General features: G+C 37.6%; 17 protein-coding genes. 3 read left to right on the forward strand and 14 right to left on the reverse strand.

Going from position 1 to position 18,860, the window contains the following annotated elements:
• Positions 1-291: 291 nt before the first annotated feature.
• The 5 genes from ACI48O_RS00320 to ACI48O_RS00340 form a co-directional block, all read right to left on the reverse strand.
• Positions 292-816 carry a response regulator transcription factor gene (locus ACI48O_RS00320; RefSeq protein ID WP_435559697.1) on the reverse strand — a complete coding sequence of 175 codons (525 nt, stop codon included), beginning with the start codon at positions 814-816 and terminating at the stop codon, positions 292-294.
• A gap of 70 nt (positions 817-886) precedes the next feature.
• Complete coding sequence (locus ACI48O_RS00325; protein WP_435559698.1) at positions 887-1,108, reverse strand: aspartyl-phosphate phosphatase Spo0E family protein; 222 nt, start codon at positions 1,106-1,108, stop codon at positions 887-889.
• Positions 1,109-1,285: 177 nt separating this feature from the next.
• Positions 1,286-3,418 carry a LuxR C-terminal-related transcriptional regulator gene (locus ACI48O_RS00330; protein WP_435559699.1) on the reverse strand — a complete coding sequence of 711 codons (2,133 nt, stop codon included), beginning with the start codon at positions 3,416-3,418 and terminating at the stop codon, positions 1,286-1,288.
• Positions 3,412-3,642: a hypothetical protein gene (locus ACI48O_RS00335; protein WP_435559700.1), complete on the reverse strand. Its 231-nt coding sequence runs from the start codon at positions 3,640-3,642 to the stop codon at positions 3,412-3,414. The genes ACI48O_RS00330 and ACI48O_RS00335 overlap by 7 nt, the downstream gene beginning before the upstream one ends.
• 14 nt (positions 3,643-3,656) lie before the next feature.
• Positions 3,657-5,084: an ATPase domain-containing protein gene (locus ACI48O_RS00340; protein WP_435559701.1), complete on the reverse strand. Its 1,428-nt coding sequence runs from the start codon at positions 5,082-5,084 to the stop codon at positions 3,657-3,659.
• Between the two features lie 381 nt (positions 5,085-5,465).
• Between ACI48O_RS00340 and ACI48O_RS00345 the strand changes: the two genes are divergently transcribed.
• On the forward strand, positions 5,466-6,767 hold the full coding sequence (locus tag ACI48O_RS00345; protein WP_435559702.1) for an NCS2 family permease: 1,302 nt from the start codon (positions 5,466-5,468) through the stop codon (positions 6,765-6,767).
• A gap of 54 nt (positions 6,768-6,821) precedes the next feature.
• Here the strand turns inward: ACI48O_RS00345 and panF are convergent, their stop codons facing one another.
• From panF to ACI48O_RS00365, 4 genes are all read right to left on the reverse strand, one after another.
• Entirely contained in the window at positions 6,822-8,264 is a 1,443-nt protein-coding gene (gene panF, locus ACI48O_RS00350; RefSeq protein ID WP_435559703.1) for a sodium/pantothenate symporter, read from the reverse strand.
• Entirely contained in the window at positions 8,261-8,545 is a 285-nt protein-coding gene (locus ACI48O_RS00355; RefSeq protein ID WP_435559704.1) for a YhdT family protein, read from the reverse strand. The genes panF and ACI48O_RS00355 overlap by 4 nt, the downstream gene beginning before the upstream one ends.
• 200 nt (positions 8,546-8,745) lie before the next feature.
• Positions 8,746-9,180, reverse strand: coding sequence for a GNAT family N-acetyltransferase (locus ACI48O_RS00360; protein WP_435559705.1), 435 nt, complete (start codon positions 9,178-9,180; stop codon positions 8,746-8,748).
• A 144-nt stretch (positions 9,181-9,324) separates the two neighbouring features.
• Positions 9,325-10,449, reverse strand: a complete 1,125-nt coding sequence (locus ACI48O_RS00365) for a polysaccharide deacetylase family protein (RefSeq protein ID WP_435559706.1) — start codon at positions 10,447-10,449, stop codon at positions 9,325-9,327.
• 379 nt (positions 10,450-10,828) lie between these two features.
• On the opposite strand from ACI48O_RS00365, the gene ACI48O_RS00370 reads away from it, so the two are divergent.
• On the forward strand, positions 10,829-11,506 hold the full coding sequence (locus ACI48O_RS00370) for an HAD family hydrolase (RefSeq protein WP_435559707.1): 678 nt from the start codon (positions 10,829-10,831) through the stop codon (positions 11,504-11,506).
• A 262-nt stretch (positions 11,507-11,768) separates the two neighbouring features.
• Here ACI48O_RS00370 and ACI48O_RS00375 read toward each other — a convergent pair whose 3' ends face one another.
• Both ACI48O_RS00375 and ACI48O_RS00380 read right to left on the reverse strand, forming a co-directional pair.
• The gene (locus ACI48O_RS00375; RefSeq protein WP_435559708.1) at positions 11,769-12,953 is read right to left on the reverse strand and encodes an ABC transporter substrate-binding protein; all 1,185 of its coding nucleotides are present in this window, start codon (positions 12,951-12,953) and stop codon (positions 11,769-11,771) included.
• A 303-nt stretch (positions 12,954-13,256) separates the two neighbouring features.
• Positions 13,257-14,591, reverse strand: a complete 1,335-nt coding sequence (locus ACI48O_RS00380) for a Na+/H+ antiporter NhaC family protein (protein WP_435559709.1) — start codon at positions 14,589-14,591, stop codon at positions 13,257-13,259.
• A 342-nt stretch (positions 14,592-14,933) separates the two neighbouring features.
• On the opposite strand from ACI48O_RS00380, the gene ACI48O_RS00385 reads away from it, so the two are divergent.
• Positions 14,934-15,923, forward strand: a complete 990-nt coding sequence (locus tag ACI48O_RS00385; RefSeq protein ID WP_435559710.1) for a DUF1700 domain-containing protein — start codon at positions 14,934-14,936, stop codon at positions 15,921-15,923.
• A 63-nt stretch (positions 15,924-15,986) separates the two neighbouring features.
• Here ACI48O_RS00385 and gndA read toward each other — a convergent pair whose 3' ends face one another.
• The 3 genes from gndA to ACI48O_RS00400 form a co-directional block, all read right to left on the reverse strand.
• On the reverse strand, positions 15,987-17,399 hold the full coding sequence (gene gndA / locus ACI48O_RS00390; protein ID WP_435559711.1) for an NADP-dependent phosphogluconate dehydrogenase: 1,413 nt from the start codon (positions 17,397-17,399) through the stop codon (positions 15,987-15,989).
• A 153-nt stretch (positions 17,400-17,552) separates the two neighbouring features.
• Positions 17,553-18,125, reverse strand: coding sequence for an aspartyl-tRNA synthetase (locus ACI48O_RS00395; protein ID WP_435559712.1), 573 nt, complete (start codon positions 18,123-18,125; stop codon positions 17,553-17,555).
• 50 nt (positions 18,126-18,175) lie between these two features.
• On the reverse strand, positions 18,176-18,637 hold the full coding sequence (locus ACI48O_RS00400) for a DUF2062 domain-containing protein (RefSeq protein WP_435559713.1): 462 nt from the start codon (positions 18,635-18,637) through the stop codon (positions 18,176-18,178).
• Positions 18,638-18,860: the final 223 nt, after the last annotated feature.

An 18,860-nucleotide genomic window follows, 5' to 3' on the forward strand; every position in this document is an offset into this window, starting at 1 on the left:
CCCGCCGAAATATAAACGAATTCCAGCAGCTTTTTTAGCTTCTAATACTTGAATTAATTGATCGCGTGCTTGATCGGTAATTTGCATATTTTTCATTCCCCTCAAATATAAACAAAAGATAATAATGTTCTATTTTTGTATTATATACCATAAGGGGTATAACGAAAAGTATTTTGCTTCAATCCAAAGTTTCTTGGTAAACCAATTTTTACCATGACACTGTGGTTTCCATATGAAGTTAACATTTCTTATCGCATAATTTAGTACTATAGTCGATGATGGTTTGGAGAATTAAAGACTGATGTGAGGCATAGTATATGGAGGACTTCCTGCTTCTGCATTGTGAAGTGATACAAAAGATGTAGACGTTAAGCCGTGGTCCACCTCGTCAAAGCTGTTAAGATGAACGAAGTTGTGATCGAAGCTTTCTATTATCTGTTCACCCTTTGAAGTAAATGGGTTACTCAATAATTGCTTTATTCTAGAAACAACATCACGTGGGCTAAAAGGCATTAACATATATTCGTTTGCACCCATCTCAAAGCTGCGTTTTTGTATATCATCTCCACACAAGGCTGAAATCATCAGAACCGGGGTCATTTTGGTTCTCCTAATCTCTTTGAGAACCATTAATCCATCTTTACGAGGCAACAAAACATCGATAATAATTGCATCAAACTGATCCACTAATGCACGAACTAAACCCGTTTCCCCATTATCATCAATATCAATCTGGAAGAATTCCCTCTCTAAATACATCTTTAATAAATTGCTCATCCTACATTCATCTTCAATAATGAGTATTTTTTTTTGCATGTTTATCCTCCTTTTCTTCACCGATAAAGGGCAAAAAGATAAACCGGGTTAATGGACCACCTTACTTGTATTAATGAATACCATCCATTTCTCTTATCTCCATTTTGTTATCGGATTTTCCTTTATATAGTTCCTGAAATTCATAGATTAAAAGATCTAATTCTTGACTGCATTTCACAACATTATTACTGGATAATTCATTGCTAGCGGCTAAATTGATTAGCTCGCTTCTCTTGATTTTGATTAAATTTAATAATCTCTCATTTGAACTTTGCAAGCAGATATTTACCATTTTTCTATACCTCCCATTTTCACTATCATTATGTTGCTTTCTACTTTTATTATGAAAAAATATGATAGAATAATAAATCCCCTTCTATTCTTATTTTTGTCGAAATTTAGAAAGTAGGAGTATATTCCTATTTTTAATAAAATAGCAATATTCAAAAAAATAAACCCGAGAACGTTTTTAGGAAACATCCTCAGGCAGAAAACCCATTTGATAGATTTTTGCAATAGCTTGTGATCGGTCATTAACGGCCAGCTTTTGAAAGATATTTGTCATATGATTTTTTACGGTATGTTCACTAATAAATAGACTTTCGGCAATGGTTCGATTATTTTTGCCCTCAAGAACCAGTTTAACAACATCCATTTCCCGCTTTGATAAATTTAGATTTCTGCTTATATTCGGCTCAATAGTATTTGGTCTGAGGCGATTAAGTGAAACTTCTAGTTCATTAACATTAGAGTAGGAGAGATACGTAATAAAATCATTTAATAAGTCAGGATTGATTCCGTTGATTTTTGATAAAGCATCGTTATTTTCTTCAGAATTAATATAGCTCCATACTATTGTTAAAACCTGAACATTTATCGATGCCTGTGATATTTCTATTTGGCTGTTTACTACTAATCTATACTCCCGGAGGATATCGATAATCTGTTCATTACTGATTTTTTCCTTTAAAAATTGCTCATCATACAAAATAAAATAACAAGAATATTTTACTGCCAGGGTATTAAGTTGTCCTTGGGCTAAGTAATCGCTAAACCCTTTAATAATATCCCTTGCTTTCGAAGCTTTTCGATAATGCTCAGGATCAATATATTCTTGGAGATCGACTAATAAATCAATCACCGTCTGCTCCATTTCCACCTTATTTGAAGCTTCTAGAAGGTGGATCGCTAAGCCTCCTGCAATCGTAAGGCTATTAAGAAAAGAACGCTCATCTTCTTCGAGCATAATGTCTGTTAACCCGATACAAAGATAGCCGAAATGATGATCGCGATAAGCAATCGGAAATTCTAATACTTTGTCAAACCAACTTGTCGCATATTCTAATGGTTGATGTGGAATTCCCTGCCGGTTCTGTCCGTCGAGATAATACCGATTTGAAATATCATTAGAATATTGATCAATTTGTGTGGAGGTTAGTCCCCGAGAAAAAATCTCAAACGAATTTCGAGCCGGTTGGTCTAAAATAACGGCAACAAACGGTCCTCTGAAAAGATTGATGCTCATATCCAACATAATGAATAAAATTCTTTTTAAATCTTGAACAGCAATCATAACCTGAAATATTTCATTTAATGCCGTTATTTTTAATAAATTGTTCTTAGCTTGCTCCTGCCAAGATCGCTTATTTTCAATAACTTTTATCAATAAAGAAGTCACTTTACCTTCCCTGCTTACTTCCTTTTCAATGTGATCAAATACGCAGCTACCTCCGAAAAATACCCCCGCCACTTCTTGATCCTGGATGATCGGAAAACAGAAGATCGATTTCGGATAAATACCCCTTTGGTGAAAAAATTTATTCCGCGGGTCCCAGTCAGTGTGGTCCCAAAACCTTGCTGTTCGGGTTGCAGCTGCTTGACCTAAAATCCCTTCTCCGGTTGAAAAAATCGTTCCTTTTAGTGAGTTATCAAATGAAAGAATGCTGTCTTCAATTATAAATTCATCTTGTCCTTTTTTTCTTGCGTAGCCCACAAAATCCACTTTGTTATTTTCATAAAAAAACCGTTGGAGCACCGTTGTAATTTTAATATCATCAACCGATATAAGTTGAAGAATTTCATTTAGGTTTTCCTCTTGTTCTGCAAGATGTTGTTTTAATTTCTGAGTTGAAAGCCGTTCATACAGGATATCGGTCATTTTTTTTATTTTATTCATCTTTGCCTGAATTTCATCTGGGGTATGTTCTTTAATGAAAGACAGAATGGTCTTGGCCTTTTCTGGATCATTGAACATTTTTTCCAAATAGGTTTCAACAGAGTGCTTAGTAGAATGCTCAAGTATACATCCTGCAAAAACAAAAAACTCAATTTGGCCTTGAAGATAGATGGGACAAATGATTACTTTAATCCCTGGTAATTCATCATAAACAATCGGCCCATTAATTTTTGAAAAATCACCTGCCCGTTGTGTTAAAACTTCTGCAAGCGTTTCTTTTTCATAAAATAACCGGAATATATCGGGTTCACCCGCGATTGGTGTAACGAGCTTGCCTTCTTTATTTGTCATAACGCAATTTAACTTCGTTAATGACGCATAGACATTAAGGACATCACGACAGTATTCTAAATCGGGACCTAGCATGGCACTCGCCTCTTACTATAATAGTCAGGTTCTATATAACGATAAATGGCTTGATCGCCTTCACCAATCATTTCCAGGACGGAAATGGACATAAGGTGTTTGATGGCGAGTTTGATATCCTCGGGATTTCTTCCTAGACGTAAGGCGATACCATTCAGCGTTTCAAAAGTATAGGGGTTTTCTTGAAAGAAAAGAGTACATTCAATTTGCAATGACATATTCATATTTGACGTCCTCTCTATACTAACCGGATAAATGGTTTTGTCTTAATGTTTTCTACTAATAATGGGTAGGAAATATTCCCCTGGGGTGACTTTATCAATTGTAAATATTGATAACTGCCATCTACCCATGTTTTTATCACTCCATGTGAGGTTCGTTCAAGAAAACTGGCAGTTTGACCCCCGATTTCCGTAAAATTCGATAAGGCTATCATGGTCATCCCTGCTGAACTAATCGCTGATACTTGTTCAGCAAAATAATGTTCGAGAAACTCTTTTCCCCTTTGGGAAACGATGGTATTTAAGTCATAATAGATAAACCACTTTTCCCCCTTTCGAAGGGTTGTGGAAACAATCGGGCTTAATTTCTCTCCAATTATCGTTTTAAATTCTTCGTTTCTAATCTTTGAGACTTTCATAACAGATTTTTCGTATCCTTTTGGAAGCTCACGATCATAATGATCGATAAACAACACCTTTCCCTTTTTAACATAATCATCTAAATCTACTCCAAATAATTGGTAGTATTGTCGCAAATTAAATAGATTCATTAAATTTGATAATAGTAGAATGACATTCTCGCCAGCCAAAAGCCGGTTCGTGATAATCGAGGCTAGAAGGTATTTATAGTTCGCTTTACTATTTGTATCGAGCAAAAAACACGTCCCGTTTGGAATTCCGCCTGAGAGGAGCTCGTCCAATTTCGTTATCCCTGTATCGCTGTAAAGTTCCCTTCTTAATAGGGCTTTATCTTCTACGAGAGATAAAGCTGGAACTAAATGAATTCCCTGTCCCTCAATACGATAAATGTGTTCCCCTTCTTTAAAACGGCAGCCCCTCATCTTTAATACTTCCAACGTTCTTTTCCTGAAATCATTCATGTGATCCTTTAACGAAAGTCTCAAAACCCCATCAACTAGATAATTCACGAATGGAACATCGCCTTGACCAGATGAATTAGACTCTTGAATGAAAATTGAAGTGATATTAAATTTTCTAAGAATGTTTCTTATCGTATAAATTGTTTTTCGGCTTTGCATTAAATCGATTGATCCAAATTGGAACAAACTGATGCTGTCTATGACAATCCGCTTGCAATCTATTTCATTAATCATTTGTTCAATCAACCCATTTGGCTTCTCCATTTGTTCAATCAAAACCTCTGGTGACAGACAAATAACCCGCAATTTGTTTTGTTGTTCAAGCTTTCTTAAGTCCCAGCCAAAATCCAGCAACTCACTATATAGCTGATGAGGTAACTCTTCAAACGTAATAAAGATACCCGCTTCATCCTCATCGACAACCCCATGGTATAGAAATTGCATGCCAAGAATGGTTTTTCCTGTTCCAGGTAATCCCTCAACTAAAACAGTAGAACCAGTTGGAAATCCCCCATTTAAGAGTTGGTCCAATCCAGCAATTCCACTTAAGGTCCTAGTATTCATATACGCATTCATCTCCTCTTGAATTGGTAGTTTTATTATGTCAGCACGATGAATAAGCACCATGAAGATAGTGTTAAACCCTTATCTTTATTATGACAAAATATTTTTAAAACCGAAAGACATTCGACAAAAATAGACGAAAACACCCCGTTTTTAACGCACTAAAGGAGTGGGGGACAGTCCCCCACTCCTTTAATGCAGGAAAGTATATGATTTTGTGCTTGAATGGAAATCGAAAAAATTGGAAAAATTAAACACATCCTGACAAGAACCGCTGTGAATATTTTAGTAAATGTTATTTCTAAACTTGAAAACAGTTATTAAAACGAATATTATTATTATTGCACTAAAATATTGTTCGTATTTTTTGGAGGAACTTCTATGTTTAAGCTGAAAGAACACAACACAAATCCTAAAACTGAAATAATGGCTGGAATCACGACCTTTTTCACAATGGTTTATATTGTGGTCGTAAACCCGGTTATCCTTGCTGATGCAGGTGTACCTTTTGAACAAGTGTTTACTGCTACAATCATTGCTGCGGTTATCGGTACGCTTTGGATGGGGCTGTTCGCAAATTATCCAATTGCCATTGCCCCTGGTATGGGACTTAACGCTTACTTTGCCTATTCAGTCGTCGGCGGACACCAAGATATTACCTATGAAACTGCCTTTGCAGCTGTTTTTGTAGCTGGACTTATCTTTGTGGCACTGTCATTAACTCCTTTTCGGGAAAAGTTAATTGAGGCCATTCCGGAAAACCTAAAACATGGGATTACAGCTGGAATTGGATTATTTATTGCGTTTATCGGTTTACGTCTTACCGGGATTATAACGGATCACCCTTCTAACCTTGTTGCGCTTGGAGATCTCCATTCTCCTTCGGCAGTTCTTGCACTAGTAGGACTTGCTATTACTCTTGTAATGATGACGCTTGGGATTAACGGTGCATTGTTTTTTGGAATGGTTATTACCGGTTTTATTGCATTCTTTACTGGAAACCTGTCATTTGAGCAGGGATTCATGTCGTTGCCATCTCTTCCAAATGGACTTATCGTTGGGAACCCATTAACAGCGTTTGGCGACGTGATTCAGCATAGCCTTTATGCGGTAGTCTTTTCGTTTATTCTTGTTACCATTTTTGACACTACCGGAACGATGATCGGTGTTGCTAACCAAGCTGGCCTTATGAAGGGGAAGTCCCTGCCACGAGCTCGCGAGGCTTTGTTATCAGATTCTATCGCAACGGCTGTGGGTGCTATGTTCGGTACAAGCCCGACAACAGCATATATTGAATCGTCTTCAGGTGTTGCTGCTGGAGGAAGAACAGGCTTAACCGCTGTTACAGTTGCGATTTTATTTATTCTATCTGCCTTCTTTGGCCCGCTTGTTGGCGCTGTTTCTGGATTATCTGCGATAACAGCACCTGCGCTCATTATCGTTGGCAGCCTAATGATGGGCAGTATCTCAAAGATTAGTTGGGACGAGCTTGATGAAGCATTTCCGGCATTCCTAATTATTCTTAGCATGCCGCTTACTTCAAGTATCGCAACCGGGATCGCACTTGGCTTTATCAGCTATCCGCTCTTAAAGCTAGTCAAGGGAAGATGGAGAGAAGTTCATCCACTCCTTTACGTATTTGCTGTCCTATTCTTTTTCCAATTAGCCTTTCTGCCACATTAATAATAGTTTGGGTTATTAACACGTTAAAGCGGTGGGGGACTGTCCCCCACCGCTTTACTGTGGTAAACTTCGATTTGTTTTTTGTTGTGTTAGATAACTCCCAACCACAAACCCTACTAAGGAAATCAGAATCGGCAGAACTACCGTGTGGACCCCGAATGCATTAGGGTAAAGTCGATCTAATAGAATATAGGAACCCATTCCTACTATCATTGAAGTCAACGCCCCATATTTATTTCCCTTACCCCAATACAACCCGAAGATAACCGGCCAGATAAAAACCGACTCCAGTCCACCAAAAGAAAATAAATTAAGCCAAACAATTAAATCTGGTGGATTTAACGCAAAAAGAATCACAAAGATCCCAACTGCAGCAGTTACACCATAACTTACCTTCTTAATATGATCGATATCCGCATCCGGCTTAATATAATTCAAATAAACATCCTTAACAATTGTTGAACCAACTAGAATAAGCAAAGCATCCACTGTAGACATTATGGCAGCCATTGGAGCAGCAAGAACAATGCCGGCAATATATGGAGGCAGGACTTTCATAGACAACAAAGGCATCACCTTATCACCGATTTCAACCCCAGGTAGAACAGGCCGTGCAAATGCACCAATTAGATGCATTCCGAGCATAATAAATCCTACCACAATCGTACCGATTATAATGGCACTGTGCATCGCCTTTGAATTTTTATACGACATTGCTCGTACCGTAATTTGCGGAAGACCGACAACTCCTATTCCTACTAAAATCCAGAAAGAAGAAACATAGGCAGGAGTTAGATTACCTGCTGCACCAAATGGACTAATTAAATTAGGATTCTCTGCCGCTAAGCTAGAAATGATTTTAGGAATCCCCCCTCCTGCGATAATGGTTGCAACCAAAAGAATAAGTGTTCCTACGACCATTACAACACCTTGTACAGCATCTGTGATCGCCACTGCCCGAAAACCGCCAACAATAACAAACACAAGAACCGAGCCTACAAAGATCAATAAAGCCATACCATAAGACAATCCAGTTAAAGACTCTACCAACCTAGCTCCGCCAATCCATTGAGCTGTCATCGAGGAAAAAAGAAAAATAATAATACTAACTGCAGAAATTAACACGACTGCCTTACTTTTGTACCGCTCTTTCAAAAAATCAATTAAGGTAATCGCTTCGTACTGCCGTGCTATGATGGCAAACTTCTTTCCAAGTACCATCAACGTAAAATACCCTGTTGCTAGCTGGGCCATCGCTAGAAAAACCCATCCCAATCCTTGTGTATAGGCAACACCTGGACCTCCAATAAAACTGCCAGCACTTCCATACGTAGCTACCATTGTCATTGCCAAAATAAACCCGCCCAATTGACGCTCTCCCAGAAAATATTCTTTAATGAAAGAATCCGACTGGACCACATATTTATTGGACCAAATTCCTACTGAAAATATGATCATTAAAAAAATAAGCAAAGGTGTAATAACTGCCCAGTTCATTTCAAGTCTCCCTCCTCATCCTCAAAGGGAACTTCTTTAAATAAAAATTTAACTGTAATGCTGACCAGAATAATCATGACGATTAATCCGATAATACAGCTGTAAAAAAACCATGCTGGAAAACCAAAGATATATGTATAGTTTTCAACCTTTTCCGAGCCAAGTCCATAACCAAAACCAAACCACCAGAAAAAATTAATTAACACAAGGATAACTCCAATCAGAGCTTCCCTATGGGAGATCTTAAACCGTTTGTCAGTCGGTTTGCCTGCTTTCCTCAATTGAATTCCTCCTTTTATATATTATGGTAGGATAATTAGCTTGATTTTGTAAGAGAAAATTCCCAAAAGAAAAAGAACCAATTTTTGGTTCTTGACAATTCCTTCAATCTTACTGCTTTCACATTATTTTCTACCATTTAGGATATTTAATACTACTTTGATTATATGCTTGAAATCTCATAAATTCTATAGTTCAATTCTTATAATGTTTTCTTAAAAACATAACTAACCTTATCATAACCCATTTTTTCTTCATAAAAACGATGAGCATCCTTACGCTGTATTCCCGAAGATAAGGCAACACTCTCATAGTTATTTTCTTTTGCCCAATCTTGAACAAAGGAGAGAAGCTTCTCACCGTACCCATTTGAACGCTTGTTTGTATCCGTAACTAAGTCGCAAACCCAAACAAATCGACCATAATAAAGGGTGATCATCGGTTTAAAACCGATCACTGCCACAACTTCCCCGCCCTCTAGTAAGGCAAAAATTTTATAGCGTTCCATCCTTTGTGCCTCAACAACTAAATCAAGATAAGAATTTTCATCCAAATGCGTTCTTAACTGCTTCATGATTGGGAATGCTTCGATAATTTCACTCTCTGTTTGGAGCTCTTTAATAATTAAAGTAGACAATTTTCATCACCCTATCTGAATGTAATAGTGAACTGAGTTTATCACGTTTCCCTTTATATGGAAATGACTTTTTGTACTAAAAAGCAAAAATGAAAATGGACGAAGATACTGGGAGGCATTTTCGTCCATCTAAAGTGTTCCATTTTATTTTAATAAAGCAGCAAATTGATTTATGGTCGTTCCATAAGAAATACGAACCCGTTGCATAAGCAACAGCTCGTTTTCCTGACCTGTTTCAATAAATTGCCCAGGTTTCGTTGTCGTTGCGTATGTATAATACTTCTTCGTTTCTTCCACAACATGATCATCAAACTTTCCGAATGGGTAAGCAATTGCAAATACAGGCTTCCCGGTTACTTGTTCGATCTTTTCTTTGGCTACTTTAAGCTCTTCTTCAAAATTAACAGTTCTTGGAAGGTCTGCATGTGACATCGTGTGCCCCTGGACGGAGAAAATTCCTGAGTTAACCATTTCCTGAAGATCCGCAGAAGATAGCATACTTGGATTTGTGTCTATCGCTCCAGCAATCATATATTCTGTAGCGGTAGGATGGAAGCTGTCATCCTGCAATTTTTGAAGTACATGAAATGCATTCAAATTATTTTTCATCCCGTCATCAAATGTTACAAACACAGGCTTATTTACCTTATTAATATCGCCCCAACGCTCAAATGTGAGGAGTGTATAGCCATTTTCTTTTAGATACAGCATTTGTTTTTCAAAATTTGCTGGAGTAACATACAAATCCTTCAAGCCATCTCCGTGATAGTCATCGATTGCATGATACATTAGGATCGGCACTTTTTGCTGAAATGTAAACGAAGCTTGAGCCAGAAATTCTTCTTCCCCATTTTCACGGACTATAAATGCTTCTACTTGGTATTCGCCACGCTGCAACTCAAAATCTTTAATATCAAAAAGAAAAGAAAAATCCGCGTCTTTATTTTTTGAAGAAAATAACTTCATTTTCTCTTTTCCATCTGCTGTCCGCCAAATATGGTAGTTTATTTCCGAAACATCCCCCCATAACTCAGTAATTGAAATGTTCGTTTTAGTAGAATTATAGTTTATCAGGCTAGTTGAAATGCGTCCTCTCGGATAAAAATTAGCTTCTTTCTTAACACCGGTAATTTTAAGAGGCTCATCTTCGATTACCTGTGGATATGTAATAGGTTTATCCTCCACTTTCATCTTAGCAACTGCACTATTTAGTCCACAACCAGTTAGTAATAATGAAGAAAGTAGAATAAGTGAAAGTGGTTTAAACATCTTGTCCATCCTTTTTAGGAAAATATTGTCACATGTAAAAATATATCATCGAAAGATAGAACAGAGAATAGGAGATTTTGTCGAATATAAAAATATTAATCTTAAAAATATTCATCATCTCCGATTTCTTTTTCTATATAAAGGCTGTGTTAAAGCTCAGTATTGACTTTTTACACAATGTTGATTGGAGCGGAAGGCGCTTGACTCCTGCGGGAGCAGCGGGACAGGTGAGACCCCACAGGAGCTTTAGCTCCGAGGAGGCTCACCGCCCGCCCCGCGGAAAGCAAAGCGCCTCTCGCTGCAATCAACAGACACGTTTAACACAGCCTAAATAAAAAGTATTATAATATTTACATATAACAATAGAGGAGGAAAATTTTTGTCCAGAAAACTAGAATTAGTTATCTTCGATATGGATGGATTAATGTTTGATACAGAAAGAATTGGCCATGAAGCTTGGGAACGTCTTGCTGAAAAATATCATTTTTCATATACGATCGATATAACAAAACGATATATCGGAAAAAATTTCGATGCAATTGTTAAAGTGTTGAAATCAGAATTCGGGGAAGATGCCCCAGTTGAAAAGTGGCATATGGAATCATGGGATATTAGAAAGCAAATTTATACGGAAAGAGGCACGCTTGGAAAAAAACCAGGACTCGTTGAGCTTCTAACCTACTTAAAGGAACTAAATATTAACCTAGCGGTTGCTTCTTCTAGTAAGCACGCAGATATCATGCACCATATAAATCACGAAGGAATCAGTCACTTTTTTGATTTCGTGATCGGCGGCGATCAAGTAAAAGAAAGCAAGCCAAACCCTGATATATTTTTAGCACCATGTAAAGCCTTAAATGTGGCTCCGGAAAATGCAATGGTTCTTGAGGATTCATATAATGGGTTTTTAGCCGCCCGTTCTGCCGGCATCCCGGTAATTGTTGTACCAGATCTTTTAGATCCAGCAGAGGATGTATTAGAGCATGCCGAGAGAGTTTTTCCAAGTTTACATGAGGTAAAAGCTTATCTAGAAACATTCTTTTGTTTAGTGCCATAGCTGAAACTAGCTATGGTTTTTTTATAGGCTGTGTTAAAGCTTAGTGTTGATTTTTTACACATGTTGATTGGAGCGGAAGACGCTTGACTCCTGCGGGAGCAGCGGGACAGGTGAGACCCCACTGGAACTTTAGCTCCAAGAAGGCTCACCGCCCGCCCCGCGGAAAGCAAACGCCTGAAGCGGAAATCAACAGTCAAGTTTAACACAGCCTTTTTATAAAAAAAAGGGAGGTTCTATGCCCTCCCATTTCCTTTTAACGATATTAAGGATTAACCTTTGTATTAAACACTTGCTTTCCGTCTTTGTACTCTAACACTGTTGCGGACTTAATCGGATTGTGTTTCTTGTCAATAGTGACAATACCAGTTACAAGCGATAAATCCTTTGTTTCTGCTAACGCATCTTTAATTTTAACAGAATCAGTACTTCCAGCACGCTTAATGGCATCTGCTAATAGATAAACTGTATCATAGCCAAGTGCATTGAAAGCATTTGGTAAAGCACCGTCGTTCTGCTCTTTAAATGTCGTTACAAACTTTTGAATCTTTGCATCTGGATCTTCAGAAGAATAGTGGTTTGTGATGAATGTGTTGTTTAGAGCATCAGCACCAGCCAATTCTACTAGCTTCGGAGAATCCCAGCCATCAGCACCCATTAATGGAACTGTAATTCCAGCTTCACGAGCTTGCTTAACAATTAAACCAACTTCCTCATAATAGCCTGGGATGAAAATGAATTCAGGATTCTTTCCTTTAATTCGAGTTAAAGTTGAACGGAAGTCTGTATCTTTTCCTACATAAGCCTCTTCAGCAACGATTTCTCCGCCTGCTTTTTCAAACGTTTCTTTAAAGGATTCAGCTAAACCTTTTGCGTAGTCACTTGCACTATCAGCAAAAATAGCAGCCTTTTTAACCTTTAATTCCTTTGCGGCAAAGTTAGCAGCCACAGTTCCTTGGAACGGGTCAATAAACGAAGTACGGAATACAAAGTCATTTACTTTTCCATCTTCCCCGACTGTTACGTTTGGACTTGTACCTGATGGAGTTAACAGGATTGTTTTTGTATCATTGGCGATTTGGGCTTGGGCTACTGTGTTTCCACTAGTTGCTGCTCCAATAATTGCCGTTACCTTATCTTGGCTAGTTAACTTTATCGCTGTACTTGTTGCTTCCGCTGCCTCTGATTTATTATCTACTTTTACGACTTCAATTTTCTTACCATCAATTCCGCCATCTTTATTAATCTCTTCAATCGCTATATCAATACCCTTTTCGAGTGACTCCCCGTATGAAGCAACCCCACCCGAGAGTTCTAGGTTAATTCCGATTTTAACTGATTTTGAATCACTTCCACCTGTGTTTGAACTTTCTTTAGCCCCAGAACATCCCGCTAGGATTCCAGCTACTAAAGTCGATGCCATAATAACCTTTGCAAATTTTTTCTTCATTTCTGATGCCGCCTCTTTTCTGATTTTTCTGACAAATTGTCGTAATAGATAGCACTGCCTCAAATTAGGAAACAGTCTACCTTATCAATAATTAGTATTTTAAAACAATTCTATAAATTAGTCTAGTATAATTTTTTATATATTATATTATTTCTGAAGATTGTTGTATTTTATTAGATTTAACATTCAAAGTTTAATAAAATGCGATATATAAAGTATCTTAGAATAGAAATGGCGAAGTACCTTTAACACACGCTAATATAAAAAGGCCCTGGATCATCAATAATCCTGGGCCTATCGTCGTTAACCAATATTTTCATATGCTGTCATAGAGCTTGTCTCTGCTTTTTCATCTGTCTTCATGCGCGGAAATCCTGTCAAAATGGCTATAACCGCACAAACGCCAATTAAAACGGGATAATAGGAATAGGGCAAAATACTAATTGGAGAAATTTTCGCAACACCAGCTGCAACCAATAATTGAGCACCATATGGGATTAACCCTTGAATACTACAAGAAACCACGTCAAGAATACTAGCCGATCTTCGTGGATCAATTCCATATTGATCTGCAATATTTTTGGCCAATGGGCCAGCAATAATAATCGAAATCGTATTATTTGCTGTTGAAAGATCCGTCAGCCCAACAAGGCCAGCTATGCCAAATTCTGCACCTTTTTTTGATTTAATATTACGGGTCACACGATCAAGAAGAAAGTCAATTCCTCCATTATGCTGAATGACCGCCACCATACCGGCAATAAGAATAGCAAGGAACGAGGTTTCATACATCCCTGCCATCCCTTCACCTGCTGTTTGGACGATATCCATAAACGTATAACTGCCATCAACAAATCCGATCGCCCCTGCGAACCCTATCCCAATTGCAAGGACAAGGAACACATTGATCCCTGCTAATGCCGTGATTAAAACACAAAGATATGGCAGTATTTTTACCCAATTATAATCATTTTGTGTGATATCGGCTTGTACACCCATTGTTAATATTCCTAGTATGATACAAGTAACAATCGCGGCTGGCAGGACAATGTAAAAGTTTACTTTAAATTTATCCCTCATTTTTGTTCCTTGAGTCCGAACTGCGGCGATCGTCGTATCAGAAATAAATGAAAGGTTGTCGCCAAACATTGCGCCGCCAATTACCGCTGCCATTGAAAGTGCAAGCGAAATATCAGTTTGATCACTTATTCCTACACCAATCGGTGCGAGTGCCACAATTGTGCCCATGCTCGTTCCCATTGATAGAGATATGAAACAAGCGATAATGAACAAACCAACCATTAATAGGTTTTGTGAGACAACTGATAAGGCAAGATTCACAGTTGAATCGACTGCCCCCATTCCTTTAGCCATAGCTGAAAAAGCACCTGCTAATAGAAAAATAAGGACCATTAACATAATGTTTGAATTTCCGGCACCTTTACAAAAGATCTCGACTTTATGATTGAATGATTTCTTCCGATTCATTACAAGCGCAACCGCTGACGAAATCACAATCGCAACAAGGACTGGAAATTTATAAAAATCTCCAGTCACAACCCCGGAACCAATAAATAAACATAAAAATACTACAAACGGCAATAGCGCCCATGCATTCCCGCGTTTGTTTAAACTCATGATGACCACCTCACAAAAAATTACATTAAAAAAGACCTCTTTCTATCTACGACAAGAGGCCATATATTTTAATACAACATTTTTTCAACAAAACAATACTACAATAATTATTTTTGTACCGCAAGTGAATTTTATAGGGTTGCTGTTCCCTCACACGCATGCCAAATTATGAATGGTTGGTTAGCCTAGAAAACGCAACTTTGCATATTCAAATGGTATAATTTAGATGATTAAATAATTGATTACAGCTAAAGATCCACATTCATAATTTTGAAAACTTCCGAGAATTAACATATTTTATATAAGAATCTTTCGGAAGACCCTTATTTGGAGGAGAAAAACATGATGTTGGTTGATCGTTATGTTGATGCTGTAATGAATCGTTTGCCAAAAGCTGACCGAGAGGACGCTCAGAAAAGACTACGCGAAAAAATAACAGCCAGGCTTTCTGAAAACCCATCGGAGGACGAGATCAAAACAGTCCTTGAGGAACTGGGAAATCCAGCTATTGTCGCCGATGAATATCGAAAGGTCAAACGCTATTTGATCGGACCTGCACTTTATGATCGATATCTTTCTGTCCTTAAAATAGTCATGATGATTGTTCCGATTGTTTCAGCAATGATCGCTTTATTAGAAAAATTAATGGAAACCACTGTTGCAACAGGATTAGTAAATTTCTTGATTGAAACATTTGCCGATATGGTTTCCTCTGCCTTCCAAGGTGCTGCTCAGGCCTTCCTTTGGGTTACGCTCGGATTTGTCATCATGGAAAGACAAGGAATAAGTGAAGAAATTTTCTCAAAAGCGAAGCAAAAATGGTCCATTGAAGACTTAAAGAAGGGATCAGCTTCTCAGAAGAATAGGATCACTCGCGGGGAAATGATGATCGCGATGTTTTTCACTTTGTTCTTTACTGCCATCATTTGTTTTAAACCGGAACTTATCGGCTGGTATACGTTAAAAAATGAAGATTTTATCCTCGTTGAGCCAGTATTTGTGACGGAACGTCTCAACGATTTTCTGCCTGCTATCGTTTTCCTAGCCTTAATTCAATTTGGTATACACGTTTATAAGTTTATTAAAAAACGTTGGAGCTTTCCGCTTGCTACCATAAATTTTGCTTATAACACTGCAATAAGTGTTTTAGTAACCGTAATGGTCTTAGATAAGTCGCTTATTAATCGTGGTTTTATTGCTCAATTTGCTGAATTAACCAAAACGTCTATGTCACAATGGTCTAAGCTAACTTGGGTGGTGGCTGCAGTGTTTATTTTTGGCTGTACAATCGATAGCATTGTAGGATTTGTAAAAAGTAAAAAATCAGAATAAAAGCACGGGGAGCCAATGATTTTACTTGGCTTCCCGTGCTTTTATTTTTAGAACTTTATGCTGTTAATCCATCCAATTTGTATGGAAAACTCCCTCTTTGTCAATCCGTTGATAAGTGTGGGCACCGAAATAGTCTCGTTGAGCTTGCAACAGGTTTGCCGGCAGGGTTTCAGTACGGTAGCTGTCAAAATATGAAATCGCACTGGCAAATGCCGGGACAGGAATACCACGTTCAATGGCCACTGCAAGAACCTGACGCAACGAGTGCTGGTAACTTTCAACAATTTCTTTAAAGTATGGATCTAATAAAAGATTCGGCAAGGCAGGGTCCCGATCAAAGGCGTCTTTAATCTTTTGCAAAAATTGAGCACGAATAATACAGCCTCCTCGGAAAATCATCGCAATGTCACCGTAGCGCAGATCCCAATCGTATTCCTCTGACGCAACTCTCATTTGGGCAAAACCTTGGGCGTAGGAACAAATCTTGCTTATATAGAGCGCTTTTCGAACGGACTCAATTAGCTCCTCTTTTTTTCCGGCATATGGTTGTGCAGTCGGTCCTTTAAGAACCTTACTTGCTTTTATGCGTTCATCCTTCATTGCCGAAATAAAACGAGCAAACACAGATTCAGTAATAAGCGGCAGCGGTACCCCTAAGTCTAATGCATTTTGACTCGTCCATTTCCCTGTTCCTTTTTGACCTGCGGTATCTAGAATAAGATCAACCATTGGTTTACCTGTTTCTTCATCTATTTTTGTGAAAATATCGGCGGTAATTTCAATTAAATAACTATCTAATTCTCCTTTATTCCACTCAGCAAAGACCTGATGGAACTCCTCAGCCGTTAAGCCAAGAACATTTTTTAAAATGAAATAGGCTTCACATATTAATTGCATATCTCCATACTCAATCCCGTTATGAACCATTTTTACATAATGACCTGCACCGTTTGGACCAATATAGGTACAGCATGGTTCCCCTTCAACTTTTGCTGAAATAGACTCCAATATTGGCCGTACGAGTTCATACGCTTCTTTTTTCCCGCCTGGCATAATCGATGGACCCTTTAATGCTCCTTCCTCCCCGCCGGAAACCCCTGTACCAATAAAGTGGAAACCTGCCGTTGCCAATTCAGTATTCCGCCTAATGGTATCTTTGAAAAAGGTATTCCCACCATCGATCAGAATATCCCCTTCTTCTAGATATGGTTTTAGGGTATCAATTGTTGCATCCGTTGCCGTACCGGCTTGAACCATTAATAAGATTTTACGAGGTTTTTCTAATGCATTTACAAACTCCCCAATGGTCTTGGCACCAATAAAATTCTTGCCCATTGCTTCATTCTTTAAAAACGCTTCTGTTTTATCATAGGATCGATTAAAAACCGCAACGGAATAACCGCGGCTTTCGATATTCAATGCTAAATTTTTTCCCATTACAGCTAAACCAATCACACCTATTTGTTGGTTAGACATCGCCACTACCTTCTTTCTTATCGACTAGTTGTTCCTATTTTTTATTTATTTATGATTCCTTATCCCTATTTTTAGCAATCTGCTTTACTTTGCTGCTTAAACTTTATTCATTCTTCAACACAGTAAAGCGGTGGGGGACTGTCCCCCACCGCTTTACTGTGTTGAAGCTTTTTTTACTATGAACTTCGTTGAATTTGTTACTTCACCAGTATTCTTGTTAAGATGTTCTATTTTCCCATCCACTAACGGAATATCGCTTTCTAAATACCATATGTACATTCCTTCTAGTCCGTATTCCTTCACGATACTAGGTTCTAACATTTGCAGATCTAAGATCTTTGCCTCTTTGTCATTCACCTTAATTAATGTATTTTCTGCATTTTTCGATAGACCATAGACAAAAAAATTGTCATATACTTGATAATCCTCATCATTCTTCATTTCCCCAATTGGGGTTAAACGAATTTCCCCTGTTTTCCAGCCGAAAATTCCCTCATGAAGAAAAGTTACCCCCAACTCCTGTTTATCTTTTATAAAAAAATAGAGGGATTGATCATTTACTTTGTACCCAGGAATTAATAATAAGTTTGGATCAAGACTCAATAATGCTTCCTTTGGTTCAGAAAACGAAATAGCTTTTTCGGTTGAAATCCAATTAAACCCAAAAAATAATAAGATAATTACAATAAAGCTTACTGAAAATTTTGCCTGTAACAGTTTCTTCAAAACCCTTCCCCACCCCAGAAATAATTGTATCTTTGTTTATTGCATCCTAATTAAACTTTCCATTTTCTATAGATAAACATCAAGATGTCATAGCGATATTTATTAACAAAGAAAAACACAATAAAGTAAAGCAATATCCCAAAAACAATTATATTGGTAACCATGCCAATAAAAAATACTTTTGCAACAATAACCCCACCATGAAATATATCGCTCATATTGTGGATATCCCTTATATCAATGGAAAGGAAAGTTTCGCCAACAATTACATTCAAATAAAACATTAACGGAAAAACCCACAGAAAGACTAAACCTCCGAGAAAACCAGCAACAAGATTCCCTTTGCACAACCTGGCAGATAAAACGGAGAGAATTGGACCGAAACCAAAAGTAGGGATAAAATGAATTAATGCGCCAACCGTAAAACCAATTGCAATCCCATGGGCGCTATCATTGATCCTTAACAGTCTTAATATAAGAAATTTTAAATTCCTAAATAATTTTTTAATCATTTGCACCAGCCTAAAGTAAAAATGGTTGATTTTTCAATACTTTCACGAAAATCTAATTCTATTGTTTAGGTTATCATTTTCATAAGAGAGAAGCGAATTTTATTATGAGTTATTTTTAGATAGTGTTAAGATAATACTTAATGGATATGATTTTAATATATTTGATGCAAAAAAATAAGCATTACATTACATATTTTGAAATTGTCACACAAAGGGAAAGAGT

This window comes from Neobacillus terrisolis (genome assembly GCF_051233475.1).
GTDB lineage: Bacteria > Bacillota > Bacilli > Bacillales > Cytobacillaceae > Bacillus_BU.